Source organism: Bacillus sp. EKM501B (genome assembly GCF_011800505.1).
Lineage (GTDB): Bacteria > Bacillota > Bacilli > Bacillales > Bacillaceae_G > Bacillus_A > Bacillus_A cereus.
The window spans coordinates 30,556-56,657 of sequence record NZ_JAALFZ010000018.1 but is presented as its reverse complement, the minus strand read 5'-3'; the positions used below and the strand labels follow the sequence as shown (position 1 = coordinate 56,657).

Sequence of the window (26,102 nt, the reverse complement as noted above, 5' to 3'; positions counted from 1 at the left end):
AAGGAACTTTTTAAATATAAATTAAACAAAAGCGTTATTTGAAAAAAAGCCTTTTAAGGAAAGATAAGAGGCCATCAAAAAATATAACAACATGAAAATTTTATATTATGTATATACAATTTAAAGAGTTAGTGGAAATAATAAAATGTATAAAATTCTTATAAAAAAGCCCTAGGATTAGGGGATCTAGGGCTTCCTCTGTTGGTATATCTCACACGACATTATAAAAAGAAAAGAACTTAATGAAGATAACACATGAATGTTTCGTAAATGTATCAAAAAAGTGAACAAAAACGTTATTTTATTAGAAAAATATGATTGTATGAAATATCATGTATGAAAGAAGAGGCGTTAGCAAAAATATACCTTAACGAAATCGACTTTATTTTTCAGCAAAGTATTCTTCTTAAGTGACTCATGTTGTAAAGGTAGCAGCGAAAACAGAAAGAGTTCTTTTTTTGCAGACTGAGAAATTGTTAGTGAAATACGGATGGGGAAATATGAACATGATTATTTGAAAGTACGGGAAGAGAAATTGCTAAAATGGCAAGATGTACTTGGATTTTAAAGAAAAAACTCCTATTGAATGTAGGAGTTTTTTCTTTGTTTGAAAGTTCAAAAAGATATATAATAATTTTCTGACTATTAATTTGTGGAGGGGTATTAATGAAAAATGAAACGTTACACACACAAGAAGACATTTTAAAAATGCTTGATTCATTATTAAGACCTGCAGAACCATTTTGGAATGAATTTTATGAGAATAGAGAAAAGGATGTTCCGTTTTTTGGAAATGTCCCAGATGAGAACCTAGTTTCGTATATACAAAAAGAGAGAGTTTCAAAAGGGAAAGTATTAGAACTTGGGTGTGGTCCAGGTAGAAATGCCATTTATTTAGCGACTCAAGGATTTGATGTAACAGCAGTGGATTTATCTGTAGAAGGCATTAATTGGGCTAAAGAAAGGGCATTGGCAAAAGAGGTAGCAATTCATTTTATTTGTGATTCAATTTTTAATTTAGAGGTTCAAAACGAATTTGATTTTGTATACGATTCGGGCTGTTTGCATCACATTCCACCGCATAGAAGAATAAATTATGTGGATTTAATTAAAAACTCATTAAAATCGGGTGGTTATTTCGGATTAACATGTTTTGCGGCAGGTGATTTAGATGAGCGAAATGGATCGGAAATAACAGATTGGGACGTATATAGAGAGTGGAGTCTACAAGGTGGTCTTGCATACTCGGAAGAAAAGTTAAGAGAGATATTTAAAGAATTTGAGGTAATTGAGATTAGAAGAATGAAACAAATGAAACAACCGAAAGAAATGTTTGGAGAATCATTTCTTTGGACAGCATTATTTAAGAAGAAATAATAAAGTAGATAATTGACAAACTCATCGTTTTTATAGACAATATATTAAAAGGAACGTACGTTTGGTTTTGTTGGCGTATGTTTTACATAAATACATAACAAGGGGCTGTCTCCATATGAGTAACGCAAATCAAAAAATTACTACGTTTTTAATGTTTGAGGGCAAAGCTGAGGAAGCAATGAATTTTTATACGTCACTATTTGATCAATCAGAAATTGTAAGTATTTCTCGCTACGATGAAAATGGACCTGGTAAAGAGGGAACTGTAATTCATGCAACTTTTACGCTAAATGGCCAAGAGTTTATGTGTATTGATAGTTATGTAAATCATAATTTTACATTCACTCCAGCTATGTCTCTTTATGTAACTTGTGAGACAGAAGAAGAAATTGAAACGGTCTTTCATAAACTAGCGCAGGATGGAGCGATTCTTATGCCTTTAGGTTCTTATCCGTTTAGTAAAAAGTTTGGCTGGTTAAATGATAAGTATGGTGTATCTTGGCAGTTAACTCTTGCTGAATAAAAAAGAAAAAGCGTAGCTTATTTGTTTGTCAAAGATGTTCATCTTGTATGGAATGAAGTTTCTAGGGTTTTAAAGAATAAAGGTGTTCTTATTGCTGGATTTACAAATCCGTTACTATGGATTTTTGATGATAACCAAGAGCAAAAAGGTATTCTGGATGTTAAACATTCAATTCCTTCATCAACATTGGATTATTTACCAGAGGATGAAGTTCAAGATTACATCGATTCAAATCAAACAATAGAATATGCGCATACTTTAGAAGACCAAATCCAAGGCCAAATTGATGCTGGTTTTGCTATAACAGGTTTTTATGAGGATGATTTTGGTGGAACAAGGATATTGGATAAGCATATTAAAACATTTATTGCGACAAAAGCTATAAAATTAAAGATGGATTAAGAATTTTTGCTTGTCGCACGGGGCGTTAGTCGAAGAAGGCTCTTAAAATAGAAAAGGATGGTACTTTCCATCCTTTTCCTTATGTATTTTGAGTGTCGAAACTATTCTCAAAACAAGTTTTACACTACTAGTTGTATAATTAGGTTATGCTTTTATATTAAGAATTTTGCTGACCGAATCTTTTCCCGAGTTTAGCTAACAATTCAGGTTGATCGCTTTGGCTCATTATAACTTCAATAAAGATAAGTTGATTCTTATTAAAAATTATATTTGTTAAGACTTCTGCTAATTCTGCTTCATTTTCTACTTTAAATGTTAGACTTTTTTCTTCTGATCCAAATATCATTGATAGTTTATTGTAATCCCACATCTGTATGTCATTATAAGGTTGGTTTTGTCCGTGAATGGCACGTTCAACAGTGTATCCGTTGTTATTGATTAAAAATATAATCGGTTTTAAATTTTGACGTAGTATAGTTGATAACTCTTGGGCAGTTACTTGGAAAGAACCATCACCAATAATTAAAATGTTGCGCCGTGATAAATTGGCGAGCTGTGTACCAAGTAGAGCGGGCAGTGTATATCCGATAGATCCCCATAACGGTTGTCCTACATATGCAGTGTCATTAGGTAGAGGGATAGCAGCACTACCAAAGAAAGGTGTTCCTTGCTCTACAATTAAGACGTCGTTTTCTTGTAAGAAATGGTACATTTGCTGCCAAAAACGTTTTTGTGTGACCATTTGTGCTTTTGGATTGAACTCTTCAGTAAAAGGTGATGATTCTAAAATAAATGGCTTAACGTCAAGGGTATCTTTATTACGATGCTCAATTGAATCACTTAAATGTTGTAAAACATCCTGCATTACAACTGGACCGTATTTTTTATCTATAATTTTCACAGTGTAGGGATGGATTTCTATAACTTGTTCTTTTGTAAAACCTTGTGTGAAGCCGCCTGTAATAGTATCAGTTAACTTCACACCAATACTAATAATACAATCAGATTCATCAATTCTTTTTCGCAAGTACGGAGAACTTACATCACCAGTATAAACACCTATAAATTGAGGGTGTTTTTCTGGGAATATTCCTTTTCCCATACTGAACGTCGCGATGGGAAACCCAGTTTTTTCTACGAATTGATGTAAACTTTCTTTAGCATGAAATCGATCTACTTCAAAATCAGCTAAAATAACAGGTTTTTTGGCACTATTTATTTTTGAAATGGCATGTAGAAGCATTTTATTTAATGCTTCTTTATTACTTAAAATAGGTTTATTTATAATAGGTTCTGTCGGTTTATTAATTGGTTTATTATACACATCAATCGGCAAATTAATATGAACAGGGCGTTTTTCATTCCAACATGCACGTAAAACACGGTCAATTTCCTCAGCAGCATGCTCAGGTGTTACATTTGTTTGTGCTATAGTGATTTCTCGATACATATTGGAAAAGTGATCGAACTTTCCATCTCCTAACGTATGATGGACGATTGCTCCATTTTCCATTACTTTTGTTGGTGGCGTACCTGTAATTTTTATAACTGGCACGTTTTCCGCATATGAGCCAGCAATACCGTTAATAGCGCTTAATTCTCCAACACCGAAAGTAGTAATAAGAGCGGCGATTCCTTTTATGCGAGCGTACCCATCTGCTGCATATGCAGCATTTAATTCATTACAATTGCCAATCCATTTTAAACTTTTATGTGCTATCACATCATCTAAAAAGGCAAGATTATAATCACCAGGAACCCCAAATATATGTTCAATTCCTAATTCGTGTAGTCTATCCAATAAATATGTACTTACAGTATATTGTTTTTTCAAATGAATCATCTCCTAATTATGCAATGAATGTTTCAATAGACTAAAGAAGTTCTAATGCGTTGATTAAAATATTCATTACTAGATTGTGGTATAATTTACATACAGGGGGAAAGTAGATGACACAACATAAAGAAGAACAGATGAATGAGGCATTAGCATTATTTTATTTTGCATATAAAACATTTACTGAAAAGCCAGATGAAATTATAAAAGAATATGGCATTCAACGAGTACATCATCGAATTTTATTTTTTATCGCACGTTTTCCAGGGATAAGTGTAAATGAGTTATTATCACTATTAGAAATAAGTAAACAAGCTCTCCACGGGCCGCTACGTCAACTTGTGGAAAAGGGCTTAATTGAGAGTAATGAAGCTATGCATGATCGACGTGTGAAACAGTTGTCTTTAACAGAAAAAGGTACAGATTTAGAGAAAAAACTGAGTGATGTACAAAGACAACAAATGGGTGCTATTTTTTCAAAATTTGGTGAATCATGTGAGGACAATTGGCACCAAGTTATGAATGAAATGGCAAATAGCCGATCAGGTTTTGATGCTTGGATATCGAAACGTGAAATACCAGTCGATCAAAAATAATGAAAAAACTTCTGTTTTTATCGTTTGAAAAAGAGCAAATTTTATCCATACATTTGGCAACTATGATTTGGTCATAGAGTGAATGGATAAAAAGATACATTACTAGATACTTTATACGTGTACGCAATGGAACAATAAAATTCACATTTCCGAAAGGGGAATTATAATGATAAAACTTGTACTTATTCGTCACGGACAAAGCTTATGGAATCTTGAAAATCGCTTTACTGGATGGACAGATGTTGATCTATCAGAGAATGGATTAAGTGAAGCGAGAGAAGCAGGAGCAATATTAAAGAAAAACGGATATACTTTTGATGTGGCTTATACATCTGTATTAAAACGCGCAATTCGGACGTTATGGATTGTACTTCATGAGATGGATCTTACTTGGGTTCCAATACATAAATCTTGGAAGCTAAATGAAAGACATTATGGTGCATTGCAAGGGCTGAATAAAGATGAAACTGCTCAAAAGTATGGTGAGGAGCAAGTTCATATTTGGAGAAGAAGTGTTGATGTAAGACCACCGGCTCTTACTGAAGACGATCCTCGATATGAAGCGACCGATCCAAGATATAAAACACTCAAAAAAGGTGAATTTCCATTAACTGAATGTTTAGAGGATACGGAGAAGAGAGTACTTGCTTATTGGCATTCAGAAATTGCGCCGACATTAAAAAGTGGTAATAAAGTAATTATTTCATCACACGGTAACACAATTCGCTCGCTAGTAAAATATTTAGACAACCTTTCAAGTGATGGTGTAGTTTCATTAAATATTCCAACTAGCATTCCGCTTGTTTATGAATTAGACGAAAACTTACGTCCGATTCGTCATTATTATTTAAGTATGGATGGAGAAGTACCTGAAGGGGAAATTCCGAAACATATTTCTTTTTAATACGAAAATTTGAAATGAATGCTTGTCTACATATATAATATAGACTCATGGTAAAGTGAAATTTTAATCAGTGGGGTCTTACTGCCCACAAATAGCAGGATAAAAGACGTGGTACCTTCTAATATATATGCGATGTAGCTAATTTTAGAAGCTTGTCCACGTCTTTTGTCATAAAGAGAGCAGCTTGCGCATGTAATGATATCGTGAGTAGTTTTTGAATGGAGGGTGATGTGATTAATGATCTCTAACATTCGAATTGGCTTATTTGTTTTAGCGATTGTCTTTGTAGTCCTTGTTTTCTTTTATTGGAAAAATGAAGAGTTGTACGAGGAGAAGAAGCAACGTATTAGAAAGACTTGGTATGGTTTGTTTATCATATCTGTCACCGTGTATTTCATGATAAAAGGAATCGATTTAACCCTCTGGAAAAATCTTTTAATGTTTACTGCAATGGTTATTTTTGTTGATATTTCGTTCATTTTAACGCCTAATATTTCAGAAATATGGGGTGCAAAATTTAGCGATATTGGCAAGACAGTTCAATCCATAAAACGATCATTAATTGCATCTAAAGCAAGAGGAGAAATATACACGACAATTATTCAAAATGTTAATCCAGCAGTATTCGGTACGATGGAATGGCATACGGAAGAGGAATATACAAAGAGCTTAAATGCATTTTTAGATTCATATGGGGAAAAGATTGGCGCGAAAATTGTTGTTTTTGAAGCTGCGAAGGAATTAAATACAAACTTTCGTGGTATTCGCTCACAATTTAGTATTATCGTCCCGTTAGAACATATCGAGCAATTGAATGAGCAGAAAGCGGTGCAAGTAGAAAATGTCGGGATTATACCAGCAAAAATAGTAAGTGACGTTTTCATTGTTATTGATGGAAAGAAAAATAACCTGCAAGATCGGGATTTTGAAAATGTATATAATTTAACAATACATCATAGTTATTTTAGTAAATAAGGACAGAATCTTTTTCTGTCCTTTTCTTCTATACATAAATTAAAAACAAAATCCGACAAAGTTGAATAAAATTGGACAATCATTCCTACACTAGCATGTAGAGGTGATTGTAGTGGTAAAAGATTATGACAATGATTTTTTTAAAGAAGATAACGAAGATACAACAGATTTCTCTTTAATAAAAGGGGATACGTTGCAGCAAGTAGAAGAATTAGAAGAAGAATTAAAAAGAAAATCATAAGTGTACACTCTTTCTACATTTGCTATATAATATAAATAAAAGGTTGTATCTTTTTGAAAAGGGGGAGAAGAGATGGCTGAAGTCAATGTACAAAAGTCTTCGTTTTTTAAAGAAAAAAAAGAAGAATCCAATACAGATTTCTCTCTTGTGAAAGGTGCATTAACGGAGAATATAAATCGGTTAGAGAAACTGATGAATAATAGTAGTTCAAAATATATACAGGTGAAAAGAACAAAAGAAAATGCATAGAGCATTTTCTTTTGTTTTTTTATTTAATAGTAAACTTATCTTTTACTTTTTTAGGTAAATCTGTTTTCTGAATCTCTTCATAGGACTTTACTTCAATTGATGATATTTCATTGTTGCTATTATCATCTTGATCTACATAAAGGCGTAAAAACGCGTCTTCATTTAATTTATGATTGTTTTCTTTTTTTGTACTTCTAAATGTAATTTGTTTTTTGACGCCATCTTCATCAAATGCGGACAGCGTATAGTTTCGTAAGTTTCTATGATCTACTTTTTCGATAGTTCCTTCGTCTTTTATCTGCATGTAATATACATCTTTACCAATTCTATTTAGTGACGCTCTCTCACAGCCAATAGTAAAACTAAAAAATAATAAACATAGTGTAATAATTGCTAAAAACTTTTTCATTTTCTTTATCTCCTTTAATGTGTTTCTTTAAAAAGTATACGACTATTATTAAATGAGAAAAATCGATGTAGATTACAACGCCCTTACAATGTTGTAAGAGTGTTGTACATAAAATGAACAATAAAAGTTAAAAGAAAGATAAAATAATGAATCATGGTATAATGATATGAGACTTACATATTATTTTTTCATTTTGAGAGGAGCTTGAAAAATGTATTCTACTTTAGAACAATTAACAAAGCACCCTGTATTTTTTCATTTTGCAGAAATTTCAAAGATTCCTAGAGGATCAGGTAATGAAAAGGAAATTAGTGATTATTTAGTGGGCTTTGCAAAAGAGCGTAACTTAGAAGTCATTCAAGATGAAGCATTAAATGTCATTATTAAAAAAGAAGCAACAGCTGGTTATGAAAATGTACCAGCTATTATTATTCAAGGTCATATGGATATGGTTTGCGAAAAAAATCAAGCAACAGTACATGATTTTGAAAAAGATCCAATTGAATTACGAATCATTGGGGACATGTTATATGCAAATCAAACAACTTTAGGTGCTGATAATGGTATTGCAGTTGCGTATGCATTAGCTTTATTAGATTCAAAAGAAATTCCGCATCCAGCACTTGAAGTCGTTATCACTACTGAAGAAGAAACGACAATGGGCGGAGCTTTTGCTATTGATCCAAATCATTTTGAAGGAAAGATATTTATAAATATTGATTCTGAAGAAGATCATAAATTACTTGTAAGTAGTGCAGGTGGTGCGAAAGCTGTTGAAACAATTCAAGTAATTTGGGATGAAACGCCAGCGAATATGGATGCATACCGTATATATGTTGGTGGTCTAAAAGGCGGCCATTCTGGTATGGAAATTGATAAACAACGCGGTAATGCGAACAAAGTATTAGGACGAGTATTACGTGATTTATCAGTACATACGGAGTTTTACATAAGTGAAGTTCACGGCGGATTAAAAACGAATGCAATTCCGCGTGAAAGTGTAGCTACAATTTTAATTCGTACAGAAGATGTAGGACAAGTAGAAGAAAAACTAGAATCATGGACACGTGTATTACAAGAAGAAATGCGTGCTGTTGATCCAGATGTTCATGTTACACTGACAAAATTGGATGAAAAAGTTGAAAAAGTATTTGCTAAAGAGACACAAAAGCAGCTTATTTCATCATTATTCTTAATTCCAAATGGCATTCAAAGTATGAGCATGGATATTAAAGGTCTTGTAGAAAGTTCAACAAATTTAGGCGTTATTGAAACGTTGCAAGATGAAATTAAATTACGTAACGAAGTGCGAAGTTCTGTAAGTAGTTTAAAACAACATGTTGCAGAAGAAATCAAATATATTGCTGAATTAGTTGGTGCTACATTTGAAATAGAGTCAGAGTATCCAGAATGGCCATACAATCCAAACTCACAAATTCGTAATTTATTTGAAAAAGTACATCAAGAAAAATACAATAAAGAAATTGAAATCTTCGCTGTACATGCGGGGATTGAGTGTAGCGCATTCGTTCAAAAGATGCCTGAATTAGATGCAATTTCATTCGGACCAGACATTTTCAACGTCCACACTCCAGATGAACATATCAGTATCTCTTCTGTAGTGAATAACTGGGGATTCTTCATTGATGTAATGAAGGGTACGAAAGAATTAGCTAAGTAATAACGACGAAATAAAAAGGAGTCTATAAAAATTTATAGGCTCCTTTTTTGTATTGGAATTTATCCCACTATTTGCCGGGCAGCCCGATTGGTTCAACTAATAATCAGTGGGGGATGAATAAAACCACTACTGATTAAAGTTTCACTTTATGAGAAGTCATTTTTCGTTAGTATGTAATATTAAGCTTGAACAATTAATAAGGATGAATTGTTGATGTTTTTTAGTACTGATAAAGGGGTGGAGAAATGAAGGGAAGAAATCATTTTATTGTTTGTATGTTTTTATTGTTTTTCACATTTAGTTTTATTGGTGTTCAGAAAATAATAGCAGAAGAAGTTGAATTTTCAGGAACAACAGCTCCATTGAATGTAAATGTTAGAGAGGCAAAAAGTTTAAATGCAAATATTGTAGATGTGATTCCCGGAAATACAAAAGTATCTTTTAAAGGATGGGAGTATGGTGAAGCGGTTAAAGATTACTGGACAGGAAATTTAGATAATCGTTGGTTTTATTATTTTAAAGATGGAAAAAAAGTATATGTAACGTCAGCGTATATTAATGGAAATCCCCCAAGTACACCAACAGACCGTAAATTATCTGTACCTAACATATTACAAGAAAGATCAAATTGGTGTTGGGCAGGCACTTCGGTTTCAGTTTTAAATTATTTTGGGAAAACTCCTTCACAAGATCAGTACGTTAGGTATGTTAAGGGTGGATCATATAATAATCCTGCAACTTCACGTGAAATACAATATGGATTATCGGGATATGGTGTTAGCTCAGTTATAAGTTCTGGAGCAAAATCTTATGATTGGTTCAAAAGTCAAATTAATAGTAATCAGCCGATGATTGCACTCATTATGTGGCAAAATGGAGCTAACATCGGACACTTTCTAGTACTTGATGGATTTTATAAAGGGACAAATGGAACAGATTATATAACATACATGGACCCTTGGTATGGTGATCATTATAATCATAATTTCAGTACGTTCCATAACAATAATAATTTTTGGTGGAGTGAAACTGTTTATAATATCCATGCAAACTAATAATATTAAAAGCGGGGGTTCATAAATGGGAAAACTACTTAAGCTTGTGATACTGTGCATGTGCTTAATGACTGTTATTATTTTCGCTAGTAAAATTAGTTATGCATCAAAAAATAAAAGTGAATCAGTACAATCGATCGCATTAAAAGATTATCAATATAGTAAGGGAAGTTCTTCTGAAAATTTAAGTTTTGAAAAAATAACAACATCTCCATTTTCGTTACCAATCTATGAAACAATTCCAGCACAGCAAATTTTAAATAGCTCTGAATTTAAGAATTTACTATTACCAACAAATGAAAAGCTGTGGTTTATTATGAAGGGTGAGCAGCCAGAAGGACTAATTGTTGCGAATGATACTGAACCGATTCGAACGGGCGGAGAAAATAGAAGTAAAGATTTATATGGATTATATAAAGCAATAAAAAATAATACAAATGAAACAAAAGATATTAGTTATTTCGAATTTGAAGGGCAAGGAATATTGGTAGTAAATCAAAATAATGATCAAGAAATATACCTTAGTAAAGGTGCCGCTGCCATATTAAAACTTCCTGCTGGTCAAAAAGTATTGAGCAGTGAAGTAATACAGAAAATGAAAGAGAGAATTGTAACTGGTTTTGAATAGTGGTAATATTTGATTTTTTTTGTTTATACAAGGTTGAATAGGGAACAGGATCAATGGTAGCATTAGGGCATCTTTACTGTTTGAAACCTAATAGTGTATATAAAAAGGTTAGAGAAGTTAATTCTCTAACCTTTTTATATTAATGTCTGAAATTTAAAAAGTGATGGAGTAAACCAAATAATAAAAGTTTGTCTGCTCTTCTATTTTTATTTGCAATTTAAACTCGTTATATTCAGCTATCTATTGTACAACCTTTTTACATAGCTGAATTTTTTTATTTGAAAATAAGGGTGCATCTATAAAACCATAATGATAAACTAAAATACCTAATTCCACTCTAGAATTAATATGCCATTTTTCTTTAATATGATTAATTATCGTTGAAATTCTTCGAGGGGTAACATATATTTTTTTTGAAATTTCTGCATCTGTGTATCCTTTTGCTACATAAATAGCCACTTCTAACTCTCTTTCGGTCAACATTCTTTTCATAAAATACGCTCCTTCGAAATTATTTATATAAAAATCAAAAGAAACTATTAAAAGAAATAAAGGTGAAAAATCATATTTATTTTAATCCGGCTATTTGCGGGTAGTAAGACTCCGACCTCAAAATTTAGATGTGGCAAAGAAGTCGGACTCCCTGTAAAAGCCTGCCTGGGGTGGACTAATAATCAGTGGGGGTGAATAAAACGCACATTGATTATTAGTGAACCATACTTTAATAATTTCTCGTATTGTGATACAAGTTTGTAAAAGAAACTATAAATCCATATAATTAGTAATTGTAACTATATCAATTTTACATTACATTAAAAGTTGGAAAATATTCTTATACTCATAAAGTGTTACATTTGAGGGAGGAAAGATGGAACTCTACAATCTTGGTATTATTATTAAAGAACTTAGAAAGAAAAAAAACATGTCACAATCTGAATTATGTCATGGAATATGTTCACAAAGTCAAATTAGTAAGATAGAAAAAGGTATTATTTATCCATCTAGCATATTGTTGTATCAATTATCTGAAAGACTTGGTATTGATCCAAATTATATATTCGCACTAACCAAAAATAAAAAAATAAAATATATTGAAAATGTAAAATGTGTAATGAGAGATTGTGTAAAACAAAAACAATATAATGAGCTTTATGAAATAGTAAAAAAAGAGAAAAATGATAATAATTTCCAATCAAAAGAGGGTAAACAATTTTTATTATGGCATGAAGCGATTGCTATATATTATGTAAATGGAGCAACAAGTAATGCTTTTGACATTTTAAATAGAGCACTAAAACAAACCTTAAGTAGTACTAACTTTTTATCAGAAAAAGAAATAAGCATAATGAATTCAATTGCTATAATACATGCAGAAAATGAAGAGTATGAGAAAAGTATAAATATATTAAAACAAAGTTTAATTAATTTTAATAAGATAGAATTTCCTAGAGAAAAAGAAATCAAATTAAGACTCATTCATACGTTAACAAAATGTTTACACCTTGCAAATCAATATGAAGAAGCAATAAAGTATAGTGAAATAGGTATAAAATTAGCCATAAATATGAATACTTTATACTTATTAGGTGAATTGTTTTTTGAAAAAGGTGCAATTTTATTGAAAGTTCAGCACTCTAATGAAGTTGGTTTAACAGACATAAAAAAAGCATTATTTATATTTGAACTAACTGAAAGAAAACAATATATAAAAATGATCAAGGAAAAATATATTAAAAATCAAGAATAAACAAGAAAGAATTTTAACATAAACTATTCCTAATTGTTATTTATTTCTAAAAAAAGTACTGTAATACGAACTATTCCTAATTGTTGTTTATTGCTAAAATGAATACCGTAATATTAGATAAATATAAAGGGTGGCATTTTATGAAATCAAGAGGAATTACTCGTAAAGCAGATAGTATGGGGCGTATTGTTATTCCAATGGAAATAAGACGGAGTTTAGGAATTGTAGAAAAAGATTCTCTTGAAATGTTTATAGAAGAGGATCAGATTATTTTACGAAAATATCAATCTCCAAGAGCTTGTGCACTTACAGGAGATATTTCAGACAGCAATATTTCGTTAGCGAATGGGAAGATTATCGTAAGTCCAAACGGGATGGAACTGTTAATAAAGAAGTTACAGCAATATCTTTTAAAGTAAAAGATAAGTAAGAACTTTAAAATAGAATATACTTGGAAAAAGTCCTCTATTCATTTAGGGGGCTTTTTTATTGTTATCAATAAAATTGAGAGGCCGTAGTTGGTTCAATGGAATACGGATTACCTTATAAATAGTCTGACTATTTTTTATAAAAAAACTATTTATTTACATTTTTTTGTTTCGTGTTATATTTTTAATGTTAACATAGTTGTATTGAAAATTCTGATTTTAAAATTAGGAAAACTTTAGAAAATGAAATACTCTTACTTGAATTGAAAATCATATAAACATAGTTTGAAAGTAAAGTATGAAAATGAATCAGATTTTCAAATTAAATTTGCCAAATCAATGGAGGTTCGTGGGGGAAATGTAACTAAGAAGAAATCTCTTATACTCCATGTTTTTTATTTGTAAATCGGTAATTCTAATAGCTCTGACGAAAAGTAAAGGAGTAAAAAAGAAGTGGATAGTTTGTTTAATAGAAGATAGGGTGTAAAAAATAAAACAACGGAGGTTTTATAATGAATAAAGGAATACTGCAGATTACAGAAATTGAAGAAATTACCATTCCGAATCTATTGAAGGATAAAATGAAGAATCTGATAGAAAATGAATTAAAAACTCATAATCCTTATACTTGTGATCAAGAAATAGCAGCATATTTTTCAAAAGAGTGGCTTAATTGTTTGATTGACTATTCAAAGAAAACTCCGAATTCAGACATGAAAAATCTACTACATATGATAAAAATAGCGAATTGTGGTGGGAACGTACCGCCTATCCTTATTAAAAATACTCCATATGATCCTATAGAAACACTATTACCTGGGGAAAATCGCAGAGGTTTTAATTATGGTGAAGACGAACACGATAGAATGAAAAAATATTTTTATGCAGAATGGGTCACATGGCTTTTTGCCACACTTTTTAATTATGATGCTTTAATTCACCCATCCGAACATGCAGGGAAAAATAGATTTCATCTCATTTCACCTTTAAACAACGATGAAGTTTTGCGAAATGTCGGTGCAAGCACCGGTGGCGGGAACTTTTATCAACATAACGATGCCACAGTGTATACAGATATGAAAGACCAATCAGATATTGAAGCAAGATTGAAAACATTCAATACGAATTTAGAAATTGTATCAAATAGACTTAATAAATCCGTGGAACGAATAGTGTCTGAAATTACTTGTGGAAAATTTACTAGAGTTGATGCTCTTTTATTAAAAGGAGTGTTAAATTTAAAAACTCAAACTCATATTGGAACGCCAAAATTACTTCAAAAGCATCTTGAAGAAAATTTCTTCAGTAAAGATGACATATTGGCGATAAGTAAAATGCCTATTGCTCATATCGCAGGAATGGCTGATGGTGAAATATCGGGATTTGTAGGGGAAATAAACCAAATTATATTTTTAGATGATAATGGTGATATTATTGCAACTTGTTTAAATGGAGCAGAGAATAGATTGATTTATGTAGGAGAAAGTGAAGAAGAAAAATTGAAATTTGACATGTTTTTAGAACTCTTACGAACAACGCCTACTTATAAGGTTCCACTTACATCTGAAGATTTATTAATTATCCCAAATTCATACTATGGTAAACAAACAAATGTAACTCATGGTAGAGAAAGGTTATCTGAGGAAGAATATAAAATCCCGATTGGAAATAATAAATACGGAAGAAGAATTGTTTGCAGGCAATACGTTTCCAGCCGATTACGTGATCAGAAAGAAAGTTACTTTAAAGATTTAATTAACTAGTTTAAAGAGAGGAGGGAAGATGGGGAGGTTTGGGGTATAATAGCTCAAGCCTTCCCATATTCTTTGTATGGATTTTACTATTGAATTACTCATACTACTATTTTTAGTAGCTGTATTAGCAGGATGGATAGATACGATTGCTGGAGGCGGTGGTATGATAACTATCCCGATAATGTTATTAGTAGGTATGTCTCCTTCTGTAGCGATAGCAACTAATAAACTGCAAGGGAGTAGCGGAACTCTCATGGCAACAGTGTTTTTTATTAAGAAGAAAGAAATTAATCTTAAAGAAATGCGTTTGTCCATCTTAATGACCTTTTTTGGATCAGTTTTCGGTGGATGGCTTGTTTTACAGATACGAGCAGAATATCTAATTATGATATTACCTTTTTTACTTGTTTTTATTGGCATTTATTTTCTATTATCTCCAAATATAGCAAACGAAGATCGACCGAGAAAAATAAGTATGTTGTTGTTTGCGTTAACAGTGGCTCCGTTACTGGGATTTTATGATGGTTTCTTCGGCCCAGGAACAGGTAGTTTAATTGCTTTAGCATTCATTCTTTTATGTGGATATAGTGCTACACGGGCGACTGCAAATGCTAAGATTTTGAACTTTACAAGTAATTTCGCTGCTTTGTTGTATTTTATTATTTTTGGCCAAATCGATTGGACAATTGGATTGATTATGATGCTTGGTCAAATAATAGGATCATATATTGGGGCGAAGATGGTGCTTACAAAAGGGACGGCATTAATACGACCAATAGTGGTTATTGTTTGCTTTGTCATGGCAATTAAGATTTTTTTACAAAATATGAACTAAATGTAATCAATATGTTATTTGTATCAAAGTTAGAGTGTTTTCATGTTCCTATTGCAGTATTACGCTGTTTAAGATGTGTTCAAAATTACACAATTTGACTAGTGTAATGTATTGCGTTATGCTTTTTTATAGTATAAAAGAAAGGCTTGAAGATAATGATTCGTCGTTTGAGAAAGCTAAAAAATGTAGCAGTCGTAGTAAGCTTCTAAGTAAATAGCAATATATATAATACTTAGAAGCGAGGAATAAAGTTATGAAGCATCCATTATTTAATCATTGGTCAGAAACAAAGTATATAAAAGATATAGTAACAAATCCACTCATTGAAGTAGGAGAGTACTCCTATTATTCAGGCTATTATAGTTATCAAAATTTTGAAGATGGCTGTGTAAGGTATTTGTGGGGAGATGCTAAGTCCCAAGCACTGTTCAATCCAATTGAACAGATGGGATGGCACCTTGACAAACTCATTATTGGGAATTATGTTTGCATAGCAAGCGGGGTAGTCATTTTAATGGGTGGTAATCATAATCATCACTCAGAATGGATTACAGTATATCCATTCGCTGAGCAAATTAAACAATCATATGAACCTAAGGGAGATACAGTCATTAAAAGTGATGCTTGGATTGGAATGAATGCTATAATAATGCCTGGCGTTACTATTGGTGAAGGTGCAATTGTTGCTGCAGGATCAGTCGTAAGTAAAGATGTTCCGCCGTATACAATAGTTGGTGGAAATCCTGCTAAGGAAATAAAGAAACGATTCACTGATACAGAAATAAACATGTTAATGGAAATGCGTTGGTTTGATTGGGATAGGAAATTGATTGAGAAGGCAATTCCGCTGTTATCTAGTCCATCCATCGAACCATTATTTGCTTTTTATAAAAATGAAGTGAAAAATAAATAAATCAGTTAGAAAAACTACATCCAGTATAGGGTGTAGTTTTTTATTTTTTGTAAATGTGGAACAAATGTATTATTTAGATTGTCTATTAACTGTAATCCTAAAAAAATATGAAAGTGTGAATCATTTTGAAAAATATAAGGGGATTAAAAATAAGGATATGTGTGGGAATACAAAGTATTAGCGCACCTAAAAATGTCGGATGAGATGGTCTATATGAAAGCGATTCTAACGTTTTATATGTATATACAATTTGAGAACACTTTCTATTTTTTTGCGGGATTATGTTAGAATAACGCTTTTTTTAAGTACAAAGAAATTGGAGGTAACAGAAGTGAAAGGTATGTTTTGCAATAGAGTTATTGCAATAGTAACAGTGCTTACAATATTTTGTAGCATGGTCGTTACAATTGGAAAAGCAGCAGCGGAAACAGATCCTGCTATAGACGTTGAAGCAGGGTCAGCAATTTTAATAGAAGAAAATTCCGGAAAAATTTTATATGAAAAAAATGCAGATGAATCATTGGCAATTGCTAGTATGACAAAAATGATGAGCGAATACTTAGTTCATGAAGCGGTGGATAAAGGAAAACTTAAATGGGATCAAAAAGTTAAAATCTCTGAATATGCACATAAGATTTCGCAAGATCGTTCACTATCAAATGTTCCATTAGAAAATGGTGGCTCTTATACGGTAAAAGAGTTATATGAGGCAATGGCAATTTACTCTGCAAATGGTGCAACAATTGCTTTAGTTGAACAGATTGCTGGTAAAGAGGTCAATTTTGTAAAAATGATGAACGATAAGTCAAAAGAGTTTGGTATGAAAGATTATAAGTTTGTAAACTCTACTGGCTTAACAAATCAAGATTTAAAAGGATATCATCTAGAAGGGACAACTCTAGAAGAGAAAAATAAAATGTCTGCAAGGGATTGTGCAATTTTAGCACAACGTCTTATTCAAGATTTCCCCCAAATATTAAATACAGCAAAAATTCCTAAAAAAACATTCCAAGAGGGTGGTAAATATCCAATTGATATGGCGAACTTTAACTGGATGTTAAAAGGCTTAATTAAGCAATATGAAGGTGTAGATGGTTTGAAAACAGGAACGACTCCAGAAGCGGGAGATTGTTTCACTGGTACAGTAGAAAGAAATGGTATGCGACTAATTTCTGTAGTGATAAAAGCAAAATCTCATACGGCACGTTTTGATGAAACAAAGAAATTATACGATTATGGATTTGCGAATTTTGAAGTGAAGAATGTCTACGGAAAAGATTCAGTAATAAAAGGACATGAAACAGTTCGAGTGGCAAATGCAAAAGACAAAGATGTAGTAGTTCAAACGAAGCAAGCTGTTTCACTTCCAATGCCGAAGGGCAATAAAGACATTTATAAAAAAGAATTTAAAGTATCGAATAGGGAACAAGAAGCGCCTATTAAAAAAGGTGTAACAATTAGTAAAATGATTATCTCGTCTAAAGATAATACAGATCCTGGGTTCTTATCAGGTAATTCATTACAAATAGACCTTGTAACAAAATCTGATGTGGAACAAGCAAATTGGCTTACACGTTTTATACGTAAAACAGGATCTTTTTTTAGTGGTATGTGGGATCGTACGATTGATATAGTAAAAAGCTAATTTTATAGGATACAACTAAATATTAGTTTGAAACAAAAGGTTTCCAAGCACTATAGATTCTTATGTGGATAGCTTGGAATGTCAGGGTGTAATTTTTTCTTCTTACTTTGTGCATTGCAATGACACTACTTTTTTCTATAGTTTCGTATCATTTAATCGAAAAGAAATGTATCAACTGGGCAAAACAAAGAACAACAAATTTTTTGAAAAAAGTATAATTCCTAGAGGGATTTTATTTCTTTAGTAAATATACGAATATGACCGATTCCTTAGTATACTTGGGAATCGGTCAATTTTGGATTCTAAATGTAAATATAGTAAAGTGGAATATAATTGAAATCGAAAACCACTTAGAAATAACAATTACGGTGTGAGCTATTGTATAGTATAGATATGTTTAAAAATAAAGGGGGAATACATATGTGGAAGCGATTTGTAGCAATTGGTGATAGTTTTACAGAGGGGATAGGGGATGAAGTTGAGGGAATTGCATTAAAAAGCTGGGTAGATCATTTTGTTCAACTGTGTGAAAAAGATATAGAATATGCCAATTTTGCAAAGCGTGGGTTAGTAACTGAAGAAATTCGCTTGCAGCAATTGGAAAAGGCGTTAACTTTTAATCCAGATTTGGTTAGTCTCATTGCAGGGGCAAACGATGTTTTAAAAGGACGTTGGAATCATGATGCATATAAGAACGATATGGAATTTATGATAGATACATTAAGTAAAGCAGGGGCTGATATTATTATAGCAAACCTTCCTGATTTTACAGTTAGGCTTCCTTTTGCTTCTGAAAAAAAACAAGAAATAAAAGAACAATTATTAGAGGCAAATGAAGTTATACATTCACTGAGCAGAGAGTATAAGCTTCATCATGTTGATTTTTGGAATCATCATTTAGTTAATGACAATACGCTTTGGTCTAAGGATTTAATTCATCCAAACTCAAAAGGATATGTAAAAGTTGCTGAATTGATTTTTAGTAGTTTGCCTGTACAGAAGACAAAATAATAGTTTGCAATGTAACGAATATGATATTAAGTGTATGAAGCTATGTTTTTTAGTAAATGGAAAGAACTAAACATTTAGCAAACAAAGCGTTTCTACGATATATTTCTACAGTAGTGCACAAATACAGAATCACAAAGAAAGATCACTTATGGAAATAGGTGGTCTTTAAATGTTTTTATAACTAAATTAGTATATACTGTATTACTAACAGTTTCGTACTACAAAAAAATTAAGTTCTCTTATAGAAAAACTGATTTTATATTATCTTAAAATATAATAACATGTTCAAATCATATTTTAGGTATGTATCCTAATTGTGAATGATGTGTAATTTTTTTGAAGTATAAATATCCAATAAATAAAATAGGTAGTAGGTGCAGAAGTATTAATACTATATTATTTAATTCTTGTTATGAGTACATTAGTGATTAGTAATATTATATTTTTATTATCAACTTTAGTTATTGGAATTAATTTGAATAGAAAATATGTAGGATAGGGAAAGGTACATATACTTTAATGTATATGTACCTTTTTATTTAGTAGGATTTATAGTCTCTATAAACTATTATATTAATAAAATTAAAAAACTTTATTCTTAATATTCCTATGGTTAAAGCTATCTATAAAATGAAAATATAACCAAATAATAGTTTTGTTATGATTTGTGGATTTGGTTTTTTTATCCGAATTTTCTGATTCAAATATTTCAACTTTATGAATATAGTAGGTGAAATATTTGTGTGATAGTATTTGAGATAGAAAAAAGCCAACTTTAAAAAGGATGTGAATTGAATGTGCAAACGACTGTAAAGGGTTATATTAAGGCAACGTTTAGCTGTTATTAGTGTAAGGTAAAGATATATTTTGTAACAGTTGATATAAAAATGAAGAAATAGGTACGCTTTCTCTTGTCTGACTATTTTAAATATATGAAAAATAAGAGCGGTTTGAGTTTTGACGAAGTTAAATTCTAGGTGAGATGTCAATAATGATTAATTAAGTTTAATAAAGAGGTACCTTATACGCAAAAGCGTTTATATTAGTAACCTAAGGAGCTTGCTTTTATGAAAACTACTGATTCAAAAGGCCTATTAGGAAATAGGGTTTATTTACAAGTTTTCTCTGCCTATTCATTGCTTATGCTTGGTGTTTTTATTGATATGTTAGCGATTATGACTATAGTTGGGTTTGAATGGGAAGTAGATCCTACTATGATTGGATTGATTCCTGTTGCATATGCACTTCCTGGAATTATTTTTGGCTCATGGGCAGGTGTTATTGCAGATCGTTTTAGAAAAATTCCAATTATGATGTTCTGTAATCTAATGGTTGGTCTAATAACAATTGCTCTTTTATTTGTACAAGATATCCACTGGCTCTTAGTGGCATTAATGATTCGTTCCATTTTTATTGTTTTCTATTATCCTGCACAGCAAACACTAACAAGACAGATTGTATCCCCGGACTTGCTTACTAAAGCAGTAAGTATCAACGGAATAGTAGAGCAGGGTACAAAGATAGTAGGCCCACTTATAGGGGGCATGTTGTTGAGCTGGTTTCAACCAGAGTTCTGCCTCATTATAAGAGCTATAAGTTGTTTATTAGCTACTTTAGTTTTGATACCCACAATAAAATTTAAAGAAACTATATTGAAAGAATTTGTTGAAAAGCAAAAACAAAGTACTTGGACCGCTTGGGTACAAGGGTGGGGTTATGTGTTATCTAATCGGATAATATTATCAACCATGATTTTCGTTACAATAGCCATGGCGGTATTACAATTAGTAGACTCACAATTCCCAACTTTATTTAAGAGCTTATTCCCACATGATAAAAGTAAAATGGGATATATCATTTCTATTATTGGTCTTGGCGGAATACTTGGTGCATTACTAACTCAGAAATTAAAACAATTTCAATATGGCTGGGTAGTATGTGGAGGTATGGTTTTAATGGGAATTGGTTTTGGGGGGATTGGTTTGATAACGCCCGGTACGGTCTTCGTTTTAGCCTATTTAATTAGTTTTATCGCTGGTATCGGAAGTGGGCTGATGCTTGTATCTAATCAAGTCATTTTACAAATAGAATCGGATCAAGATCAAGTAGGAAGAGTATTTGGTATACAAAGCAGTTTAACAAACGCAGTTCTAATTATTTCTCCTGCTATGAGTGGTCCATTAGTGCATTTGTTTGGAGTAACTCAACTCTATGTTTATGGAGGAATTGGGCTTGTTATTATTGGAGTAATTGGAGTTTCACTGCAGAAATATTTATGGGCTAAACATAAACACGAACCTATAAGAGCAAATAATTTTTGAAGGGAAGATTTTTATGACCAATGAGGAATGTTATCCATTAAGCCATCCGCAGCGAAGAATATGGTATACAGAAGTTATTCATTCTGATAAAGGAATATGTAATTTAAGATTTTTATTTAAACTTCATCGAAAAATGAACTATTCAAAATTAAACCAAGTTGTGAATCGCGTTATCAGTGAAAATGACGGTCTGTGCATTAGGTTAAAAGAAAATGGGCATCAAGAACCTAAACAATATTTTATTAAACATGAAGAACAAGAATTTGAGTTTTTTGATTTCAGTAATGTGGAGAATACAAATTTGCTTGAGGAATGGATTGAGCAGAAAACAAAAGAAACGTTTACATTATTTAATTCGAATTTATACTATTTCGCTTTAATAAAATTAAACGATAATGAATGTGCGGTCTTTGGAAATGTTCATCATATTATTATGGATGGTTTATCAATTCAAATATTTACTGAGCAGATTGCAAAATATTATTATGACATGCATAACGAGAATGAGGAAGGCGAAATTAAAAATTCATATGTTCAATTTCTGACTAATGAACAAACATACTTGAATAGTAGTCGTTTTCAAAAAGATCAAAAATTCTGGTTAGAGGAATTTAAAACACTGCCATCTGTGACCGGGTTGAAGCCTTATAATACGTACCAAGTTAGTACCAAAGCATCACGTGAGACGTTTATATTAACGGAACATTTGAAGAGAAAGATAGAAAAATTTTCTGAAGATTACAAAATTAGTTTATATACTCTTTTTGTTGCTGCTTTCTCGTTGTCCATGTATCGGTGGACCTCATCGCTTGATATTGGTTTAGGAATGGCTTACGGCAACCGTATGACTAAAATGGAACGAAAATTGATTGGAATGATGGTGAGTACAGTTCCTTTAAGAATGGATATTGATCCAGAAGAAGAAGTACTTTCATTTATTAGTAGGGTGTCCAGAAAACAAAGTAAATCATTAAGACACCAGAAATATCCATTTGATTTGTTATTAAAGCAGATTAATAAAGAGAGTAACAGTAATGTGAGACTTTTCGGAACTACGATTGATTATAGGGATCGTGATGAAAGTGGTGACTCACTATGGATTCCAAACCGTGAAGAAGTACAAGATTTTGCAGTGCATATTGAAAATCTAATTGATATAGACTCTTTACATGTACATATTGATTATCGTGAGGAGCTATTTTCTAAGGAAGAGATAGAACGATTCTTTAACGTTATGCTAGTGATACTGGAAAATATTTTTGAAAACCCAAAGCAGAAGGTTGCTGAAATAGAAATCATTTCTGAGGAAGATAAAAGAAAAAGTTTAGTTGAGTTCAACAATCCTAAACTGGATGTCCCGCCTCAAGCAACTATTCATGAAATGTTTGAACGGCAAGCGATGATTTATCCAAATGCTATTGCAGTTACGTATGAAAAAGAAAAAATTACTTATAAGGAGCTTAATGAACGTGCAAACCAGTTAGCTCATTATCTGCAGAAAAAAGGAGTAGGACCTGATACTTTAGTTGGACTGTGCGTTGAACGTTCCCACGAGATGATTGTAGGTATTTTAGGGATTTTGAAGGCTGGTGGGGCTTATGTCCCACTTGATCCAACATATCCAGAGCAACGACTTCAATATATTTTAGAAGATGCTAGCATTCAGTTATTCGTAACGCAAGAAAGTTTAAAAGAATTGAACTGGTTACCAGAAAATGTTGAGTCGATTTGCCTGGATCGTGATCAAGATGAGATTGGGAAAGAAAGTAAGACTTTGCCGGTTTCTAGTGTCGGTCCCCAAAATCTGGCATATGTAATCTATACTTCGGGATCAACGGGAAATCCAAAGGGCGTTATGATAGAGCATCACAATGTCATTCGGTTATTTAAATCGACGGATTGTTGGTATCAGTTTAATGAAAAAGATACTTGGACGCTTTTTCATTCGTATGCATTTGATTTCTCAGTATGGGAAATTTGGGGAGCATTATTATATGGTGGAAAATTAGTTGTTGTTCCGTACTGGATTAGTCGATCACCTAAGGATTTTTATCAATTATTGGTGGAGGAAGAAGTCACAGTTCTAAATCAGACACCTTCCGCATTTCGACAATTAATACAAGTGTGTGAACAAGAAGATAAGAATAAAAATTTGCAGCTGCGTTATGTCATATTTGGCGGAGAAGCGTTAGAACCTACTAGCTTGTTACCGTGGTTTCAAAGGTATGGGGAGAAAAACCCACAGTTAATTAATATGTATGGAATTACAGAAACTACAGTTCATGTTACATATTATCCAATTACTTTAGATGATGTGCAGCAGGCTTCAAGAAGTAATATTGGAAAGCGGATTCCCGATTTAGAAGTGTATATACTAGACGCTTATCAACAACCTGTTCCTATAGGTGTTGATGGTGAACTTTATATTGGCGGGGCAGGGCTTGCACGTGGGTATTTAAATAGACCTGAATTAACAGCAGAGCGTTTTATATCTCATCCATTTAGTAGTGATCTGAAAGCAAGATTATACCGGACAGGAGACTTAGCGAGGTATTTGCCAGATGGGAATCTAGATTATCGTGGAAGAATTGATCATCAGGTTAAAATACGTGGTTTCCGAATTGAGATTGGGGAAATTGAGTCTACTTTACATACATATGCATATGTAAAAGAGGTAGTTGTAATTGTAAGAGAAGATCAGCCAGGCGATAAACGATTAGTAGCATATGTTGTAGGAGATGGAAATGTAGATGCGTGGAGAGAGTATCTTAAAGCGAAACTACCAAGTTATATGGTTCCTTCGGGATTTGTGGCGATGGAAGCTATTCCACTTACAGCTAACGGTAAAGTTGATCGTGAGGCCTTACCTATGCCGGAGGAAACGCAGATTAATAGTGAATGTGTTGGCCCTCGGAATAGTAACGAACAGATACTAACTACCATTTGGAAGAGAGTATTAGGTGTTAAAAAGGTGGGAATCTATGATAATTTCTTTGAAATTGGTGGCGACTCGATTCTCAGTATTCAAATCATATCTCAAGCAAGTCAAGTGGGGTTAAAACTTACTCCAAAGCAAATGTTTGAATGCCCAACTATCGCTGAGCTGGCACAAGTGGCTATAGAAACGCAGGGAGTACAAGCGGAGCAGGGAATTGTGATAGGTGATGTGCCTCTTACTCCAATTCAGTGCTGGTTCTTCGAGCAAGAACATCCACATACAGAGCATTGGAATCAATCAATGCTTTTAAGAGTAAAAGAAAGATTGGATGTGAAATTACTAGAGGGAGCGATATTAAATTTACTGAAACATCATGATGCTTTACGTTTCCGGTACGAACAGTTACCAAACGGAACGTGGAGGCAGAGAAATGAAGGGACTGATGAGCTGTCAGTACTCCATGTTGTAAAACGGAATCAAGTTAATGAAAAAGAGTGGAATAAAATAATACAAGAAGAGATGAATATTCATCAAGCTAGTTTCAATTTAATTACTGGTCCGTTAATGAAAGTAGTGTACTTTGAAGATAACTTGATTGAAAATGATCGAATATTCTGGGTGATACATCATTTAGTAGTAGATGGAGTGTCATGGAGGATTCTATTGGAAGATTTACAGGTGGTATATAACCAGATGAAACAAGGTCAAGAAATTCGCTTACCTGCGAAAAGTACATCTTTTAAAGAATGGTCTGAACGACTTCAGACATACAGTGATTCGGGTATTTCAAAAGAAGTAAAGGATTATTGGAATGAACAAGTAGAAAAAGAAACGATGAAAATTCCAATGGACTATCCAATACAAGAAACGACAGAAGAATCGATTGATCAAGTGACGAGGACTTTAGGAATAGAAGAAACACAAGCATTGTTTCACGAAGTTCTAGTCACTCATAAGACAAGGATTGATGAGGTACTATTAACGGCATTAGGACAAGCTATCGTCGATTGTACAAATCAGCAAACCGTTTCTATTCATCTAGAAGGACACGGGAGAGAAGAGATGATTGAAGGTATTGATTTATCAAGGACAGTGGGCTGGTTCACGAGTATTTATCCCGTTCATCTCAATTTTCAAGGAACTCAGACACCTATTGAAGGGTTAAAGGCAGTCAAAGAGCAATTGCGTCGAATCCCAAATCGCGGAGTTGACTATGGTATTTTACGTTACTTGAATAAAGGATTACTTCCGTTTTATCAGCAAAAGCCTTCAATAAGCTTTAACTATTTGGGCCAATTTGATCAGGTGTTTTCAAGGGACTCTTTGTTTATGCAAGAGACAGGATTTACATTTTTAGATCATGCTCCAGATTCCAAACCATCTCATCTAATTGATGTTATCGGAATGGTGAAAGATGAAAAGTTACATTTTATTTGGATGTATAGTAGGGAACAGTTTTCTAAATTAAAAATTCAAGTGATAGCAGATGGTATGTTGAGGCATCTTCGTCAACTTATAAATAAACCAACAACAGAGTCTGCTTTTACGGTATCAGATTTTGCTGATGCAGAGGATCTTACGGAAGAAAGCTTGAGCAAAGTATTACTTAAATTAACAAAGAAGAGGGTGTAAA

The 26,102-nt window shown here is 32.6% G+C and carries 22 protein-coding genes and 3 pseudogenes; 22 read left to right on the top strand and 3 right to left on the bottom strand.

Annotation, left to right across the window (positions count from 1 at the left end; translation table 11 throughout):
- Positions 1-410 precede the first annotated feature (410 nt).
- The 4 genes and pseudogenes from HFD78_RS23820 to HFD78_RS23805 all read left to right on the top strand — a co-directional run.
- Positions 411-568: pseudogene (locus HFD78_RS23820) on the top strand (ABC transporter ATP-binding protein); the annotation flags it as partial.
- 98 nt (positions 569-666) lie between these two features.
- Positions 667-1,377 (top strand): class I SAM-dependent methyltransferase, encoded by a 711-nt coding sequence (locus tag HFD78_RS23815; RefSeq protein ID WP_000787497.1) that lies wholly within the window; start codon positions 667-669, stop codon positions 1,375-1,377.
- A gap of 115 nt (positions 1,378-1,492) precedes the next feature.
- A complete protein-coding gene (locus HFD78_RS23810) occupies positions 1,493-1,900 on the top strand; it encodes a VOC family protein (RefSeq protein WP_000063589.1) in 408 nt (135 codons plus the stop codon).
- Positions 1,901-1,912: 12 nt separating this feature from the next.
- Positions 1,913-2,302 (top strand): annotated as a pseudogene (locus tag HFD78_RS23805) (SAM-dependent methyltransferase); the annotation flags it as partial.
- A 157-nt stretch (positions 2,303-2,459) separates the two neighbouring features.
- Here the strand turns inward: HFD78_RS23805 and HFD78_RS23800 are convergent.
- A complete protein-coding gene (locus HFD78_RS23800; RefSeq protein WP_002196497.1) occupies positions 2,460-4,145 on the bottom strand; it encodes an alpha-keto acid decarboxylase family protein in 1,686 nt (561 codons plus the stop codon).
- A gap of 107 nt (positions 4,146-4,252) precedes the next feature.
- Between HFD78_RS23800 and HFD78_RS23795 the strand changes: the two genes are divergently transcribed.
- The 5 genes from HFD78_RS23795 to spoIISB all read left to right on the top strand — a co-directional run bounded on the left by HFD78_RS23795 (position 4,253) and on the right by spoIISB (position 7,104).
- Entirely contained in the window at positions 4,253-4,735 is a 483-nt protein-coding gene (locus HFD78_RS23795) for a MarR family winged helix-turn-helix transcriptional regulator (RefSeq protein WP_000191888.1), read from the top strand.
- 166 nt (positions 4,736-4,901) lie between these two features.
- Positions 4,902-5,639, top strand: coding sequence for a 2,3-diphosphoglycerate-dependent phosphoglycerate mutase (gpmA, locus tag HFD78_RS23790; protein ID WP_000594152.1), 738 nt, complete (start codon positions 4,902-4,904; stop codon positions 5,637-5,639).
- Positions 5,640-5,876: 237 nt separating this feature from the next.
- The gene (locus HFD78_RS23785; protein ID WP_000624983.1) at positions 5,877-6,614 is read left to right on the top strand and encodes a type II toxin-antitoxin system SpoIISA family toxin; all 738 of its coding nucleotides are present in this window, start codon (positions 5,877-5,879) and stop codon (positions 6,612-6,614) included.
- 112 nt (positions 6,615-6,726) lie between these two features.
- The gene (locus tag HFD78_RS23780; RefSeq protein WP_000237818.1) at positions 6,727-6,855 is read left to right on the top strand and encodes a hypothetical protein; all 129 of its coding nucleotides are present in this window, start codon (positions 6,727-6,729) and stop codon (positions 6,853-6,855) included.
- A gap of 72 nt (positions 6,856-6,927) precedes the next feature.
- Entirely contained in the window at positions 6,928-7,104 is a 177-nt protein-coding gene (gene spoIISB / locus HFD78_RS23775) for a stage II sporulation protein SB (RefSeq protein WP_000852629.1), read from the top strand.
- 19 nt (positions 7,105-7,123) lie between these two features.
- On the opposite strand, the gene HFD78_RS23770 is transcribed toward spoIISB, so the two are convergent.
- Entirely contained in the window at positions 7,124-7,513 is a 390-nt protein-coding gene (locus tag HFD78_RS23770) for a YxeA family protein (RefSeq protein ID WP_191968120.1), read from the bottom strand.
- A gap of 211 nt (positions 7,514-7,724) precedes the next feature.
- On the opposite strand from HFD78_RS23770, the gene pepD reads away from it, so the two are divergent.
- The 3 genes from pepD (at position 7,725) to HFD78_RS23755 (ending at position 10,877) form a co-directional block, all read left to right on the top strand.
- Positions 7,725-9,194, top strand: coding sequence for a beta-Ala-His dipeptidase (pepD, locus tag HFD78_RS23765; protein ID WP_000287515.1), 1,470 nt, complete (start codon positions 7,725-7,727; stop codon positions 9,192-9,194).
- A gap of 245 nt (positions 9,195-9,439) precedes the next feature.
- Positions 9,440-10,249 carry a papain-like cysteine protease family protein gene (locus HFD78_RS23760; RefSeq protein ID WP_000678510.1) on the top strand — a complete coding sequence of 270 codons (810 nt, stop codon included), beginning with the start codon at positions 9,440-9,442 and terminating at the stop codon, positions 10,247-10,249.
- A gap of 25 nt (positions 10,250-10,274) precedes the next feature.
- A complete protein-coding gene (locus HFD78_RS23755) occupies positions 10,275-10,877 on the top strand; it encodes a hypothetical protein (protein WP_000517260.1) in 603 nt (200 codons plus the stop codon).
- A 240-nt stretch (positions 10,878-11,117) separates the two neighbouring features.
- Here HFD78_RS23755 and HFD78_RS23750 read toward each other — a convergent pair whose 3' ends face one another.
- Positions 11,118-11,369: a response regulator transcription factor gene (locus tag HFD78_RS23750; RefSeq protein ID WP_000827560.1), complete on the bottom strand. Its 252-nt coding sequence runs from the start codon at positions 11,367-11,369 to the stop codon at positions 11,118-11,120.
- A gap of 376 nt (positions 11,370-11,745) precedes the next feature.
- Between HFD78_RS23750 and HFD78_RS23745 the strand changes: the two genes are divergently transcribed.
- From HFD78_RS23745 to HFD78_RS23700, 10 genes and pseudogenes are all read left to right on the top strand, one after another.
- Entirely contained in the window at positions 11,746-12,624 is an 879-nt protein-coding gene (locus HFD78_RS23745; RefSeq protein ID WP_000424914.1) for a helix-turn-helix domain-containing protein, read from the top strand.
- Positions 12,625-12,764: 140 nt separating this feature from the next.
- Positions 12,765-13,043, top strand: coding sequence for an AbrB/MazE/SpoVT family DNA-binding domain-containing protein (locus tag HFD78_RS23740; RefSeq protein ID WP_000842216.1), 279 nt, complete (start codon positions 12,765-12,767; stop codon positions 13,041-13,043).
- A 521-nt stretch (positions 13,044-13,564) separates the two neighbouring features.
- Positions 13,565-14,815 carry a hypothetical protein gene (locus tag HFD78_RS23735; RefSeq protein ID WP_191968119.1) on the top strand — a complete coding sequence of 417 codons (1,251 nt, stop codon included), beginning with the start codon at positions 13,565-13,567 and terminating at the stop codon, positions 14,813-14,815.
- Positions 14,816-14,882: 67 nt separating this feature from the next.
- Positions 14,883-15,641 carry a TSUP family transporter gene (locus HFD78_RS23730; protein WP_000347986.1) on the top strand — a complete coding sequence of 253 codons (759 nt, stop codon included), beginning with the start codon at positions 14,883-14,885 and terminating at the stop codon, positions 15,639-15,641.
- A 253-nt stretch (positions 15,642-15,894) separates the two neighbouring features.
- Positions 15,895-16,554: a CatB-related O-acetyltransferase gene (locus HFD78_RS23725; protein ID WP_000682540.1), complete on the top strand. Its 660-nt coding sequence runs from the start codon at positions 15,895-15,897 to the stop codon at positions 16,552-16,554.
- Positions 16,555-16,885: 331 nt separating this feature from the next.
- A complete protein-coding gene (locus HFD78_RS23720; protein WP_000677709.1) occupies positions 16,886-18,199 on the top strand; it encodes a D-alanyl-D-alanine carboxypeptidase family protein in 1,314 nt (437 codons plus the stop codon).
- Between the two features lie 92 nt (positions 18,200-18,291).
- A pseudogene (locus tag HFD78_RS23715) lies at positions 18,292-18,417 on the top strand (acyltransferase family protein); the annotation flags it as partial.
- Between the two features lie 202 nt (positions 18,418-18,619).
- On the top strand, positions 18,620-19,210 hold the full coding sequence (locus HFD78_RS23710) for an SGNH/GDSL hydrolase family protein (protein ID WP_000265873.1): 591 nt from the start codon (positions 18,620-18,622) through the stop codon (positions 19,208-19,210).
- Between the two features lie 1,067 nt (positions 19,211-20,277).
- On the top strand, positions 20,278-21,531 hold the full coding sequence (locus HFD78_RS23705) for an MFS transporter (RefSeq protein WP_000858610.1): 1,254 nt from the start codon (positions 20,278-20,280) through the stop codon (positions 21,529-21,531).
- 13 nt (positions 21,532-21,544) lie between these two features.
- Positions 21,545-26,101, top strand: coding sequence for a non-ribosomal peptide synthetase (locus tag HFD78_RS23700; protein ID WP_000180431.1), 4,557 nt, complete (start codon positions 21,545-21,547; stop codon positions 26,099-26,101).
- The last annotated feature ends 1 nt before the right edge of the window (position 26,102 follow it).

Bases quoted from the DNA above. Each gene is read 5' to 3' on its own strand.
- gpmA (WP_000594152.1), top strand. From the start codon at position 4,902: ATGATAAAACTTGTACTTATTCGTCACGGACAAAGCTTATGGAATCTT.
- HFD78_RS23740 (WP_000842216.1), top strand. From the start codon at position 12,765: ATGAAATCAAGAGGAATTACTCGTAAAGCAGATAGTATGGGGCGTATT.
- HFD78_RS23705 (WP_000858610.1), top strand. From the start codon at position 20,278: ATGAAAACTACTGATTCAAAAGGCCTATTAGGAAATAGGGTTTATTTA.
- HFD78_RS23745 (WP_000424914.1), top strand. From the start codon at position 11,746: ATGGAACTCTACAATCTTGGTATTATTATTAAAGAACTTAGAAAGAAA.
- HFD78_RS23770 (WP_191968120.1), bottom strand. From the start codon at position 7,513: ATGAAAAAGTTTTTAGCAATTATTACACTATGTTTATTATTTTTTAGT.
- HFD78_RS23800 (WP_002196497.1), bottom strand. From the start codon at position 4,145: ATGATTCATTTGAAAAAACAATATACTGTAAGTACATATTTATTGGAT.
- HFD78_RS23735 (WP_191968119.1), top strand. From the start codon at position 13,565: ATGAATAAAGGAATACTGCAGATTACAGAAATTGAAGAAATTACCATT.
- spoIISB (WP_000852629.1), top strand. From the start codon at position 6,928: ATGGCTGAAGTCAATGTACAAAAGTCTTCGTTTTTTAAAGAAAAAAAA.
- HFD78_RS23700 (WP_000180431.1), top strand. From the start codon at position 21,545: ATGACCAATGAGGAATGTTATCCATTAAGCCATCCGCAGCGAAGAATA.
- HFD78_RS23815 (WP_000787497.1), top strand. From the start codon at position 667: ATGAAAAATGAAACGTTACACACACAAGAAGACATTTTAAAAATGCTT.
- HFD78_RS23725 (WP_000682540.1), top strand. From the start codon at position 15,895: ATGAAGCATCCATTATTTAATCATTGGTCAGAAACAAAGTATATAAAA.
- HFD78_RS23795 (WP_000191888.1), top strand. From the start codon at position 4,253: ATGACACAACATAAAGAAGAACAGATGAATGAGGCATTAGCATTATTT.
- HFD78_RS23710 (WP_000265873.1), top strand. From the start codon at position 18,620: ATGTGGAAGCGATTTGTAGCAATTGGTGATAGTTTTACAGAGGGGATA.
- HFD78_RS23760 (WP_000678510.1), top strand. From the start codon at position 9,440: ATGAAGGGAAGAAATCATTTTATTGTTTGTATGTTTTTATTGTTTTTC.
- HFD78_RS23750 (WP_000827560.1), bottom strand. From the start codon at position 11,369: ATGAAAAGAATGTTGACCGAAAGAGAGTTAGAAGTGGCTATTTATGTA.
- HFD78_RS23730 (WP_000347986.1), top strand. From the start codon at position 14,883: ATGGATTTTACTATTGAATTACTCATACTACTATTTTTAGTAGCTGTA.
- HFD78_RS23785 (WP_000624983.1), top strand. From the start codon at position 5,877: ATGATCTCTAACATTCGAATTGGCTTATTTGTTTTAGCGATTGTCTTT.
- pepD (WP_000287515.1), top strand. From the start codon at position 7,725: ATGTATTCTACTTTAGAACAATTAACAAAGCACCCTGTATTTTTTCAT.
- HFD78_RS23755 (WP_000517260.1), top strand. From the start codon at position 10,275: ATGGGAAAACTACTTAAGCTTGTGATACTGTGCATGTGCTTAATGACT.
- HFD78_RS23810 (WP_000063589.1), top strand. From the start codon at position 1,493: ATGAGTAACGCAAATCAAAAAATTACTACGTTTTTAATGTTTGAGGGC.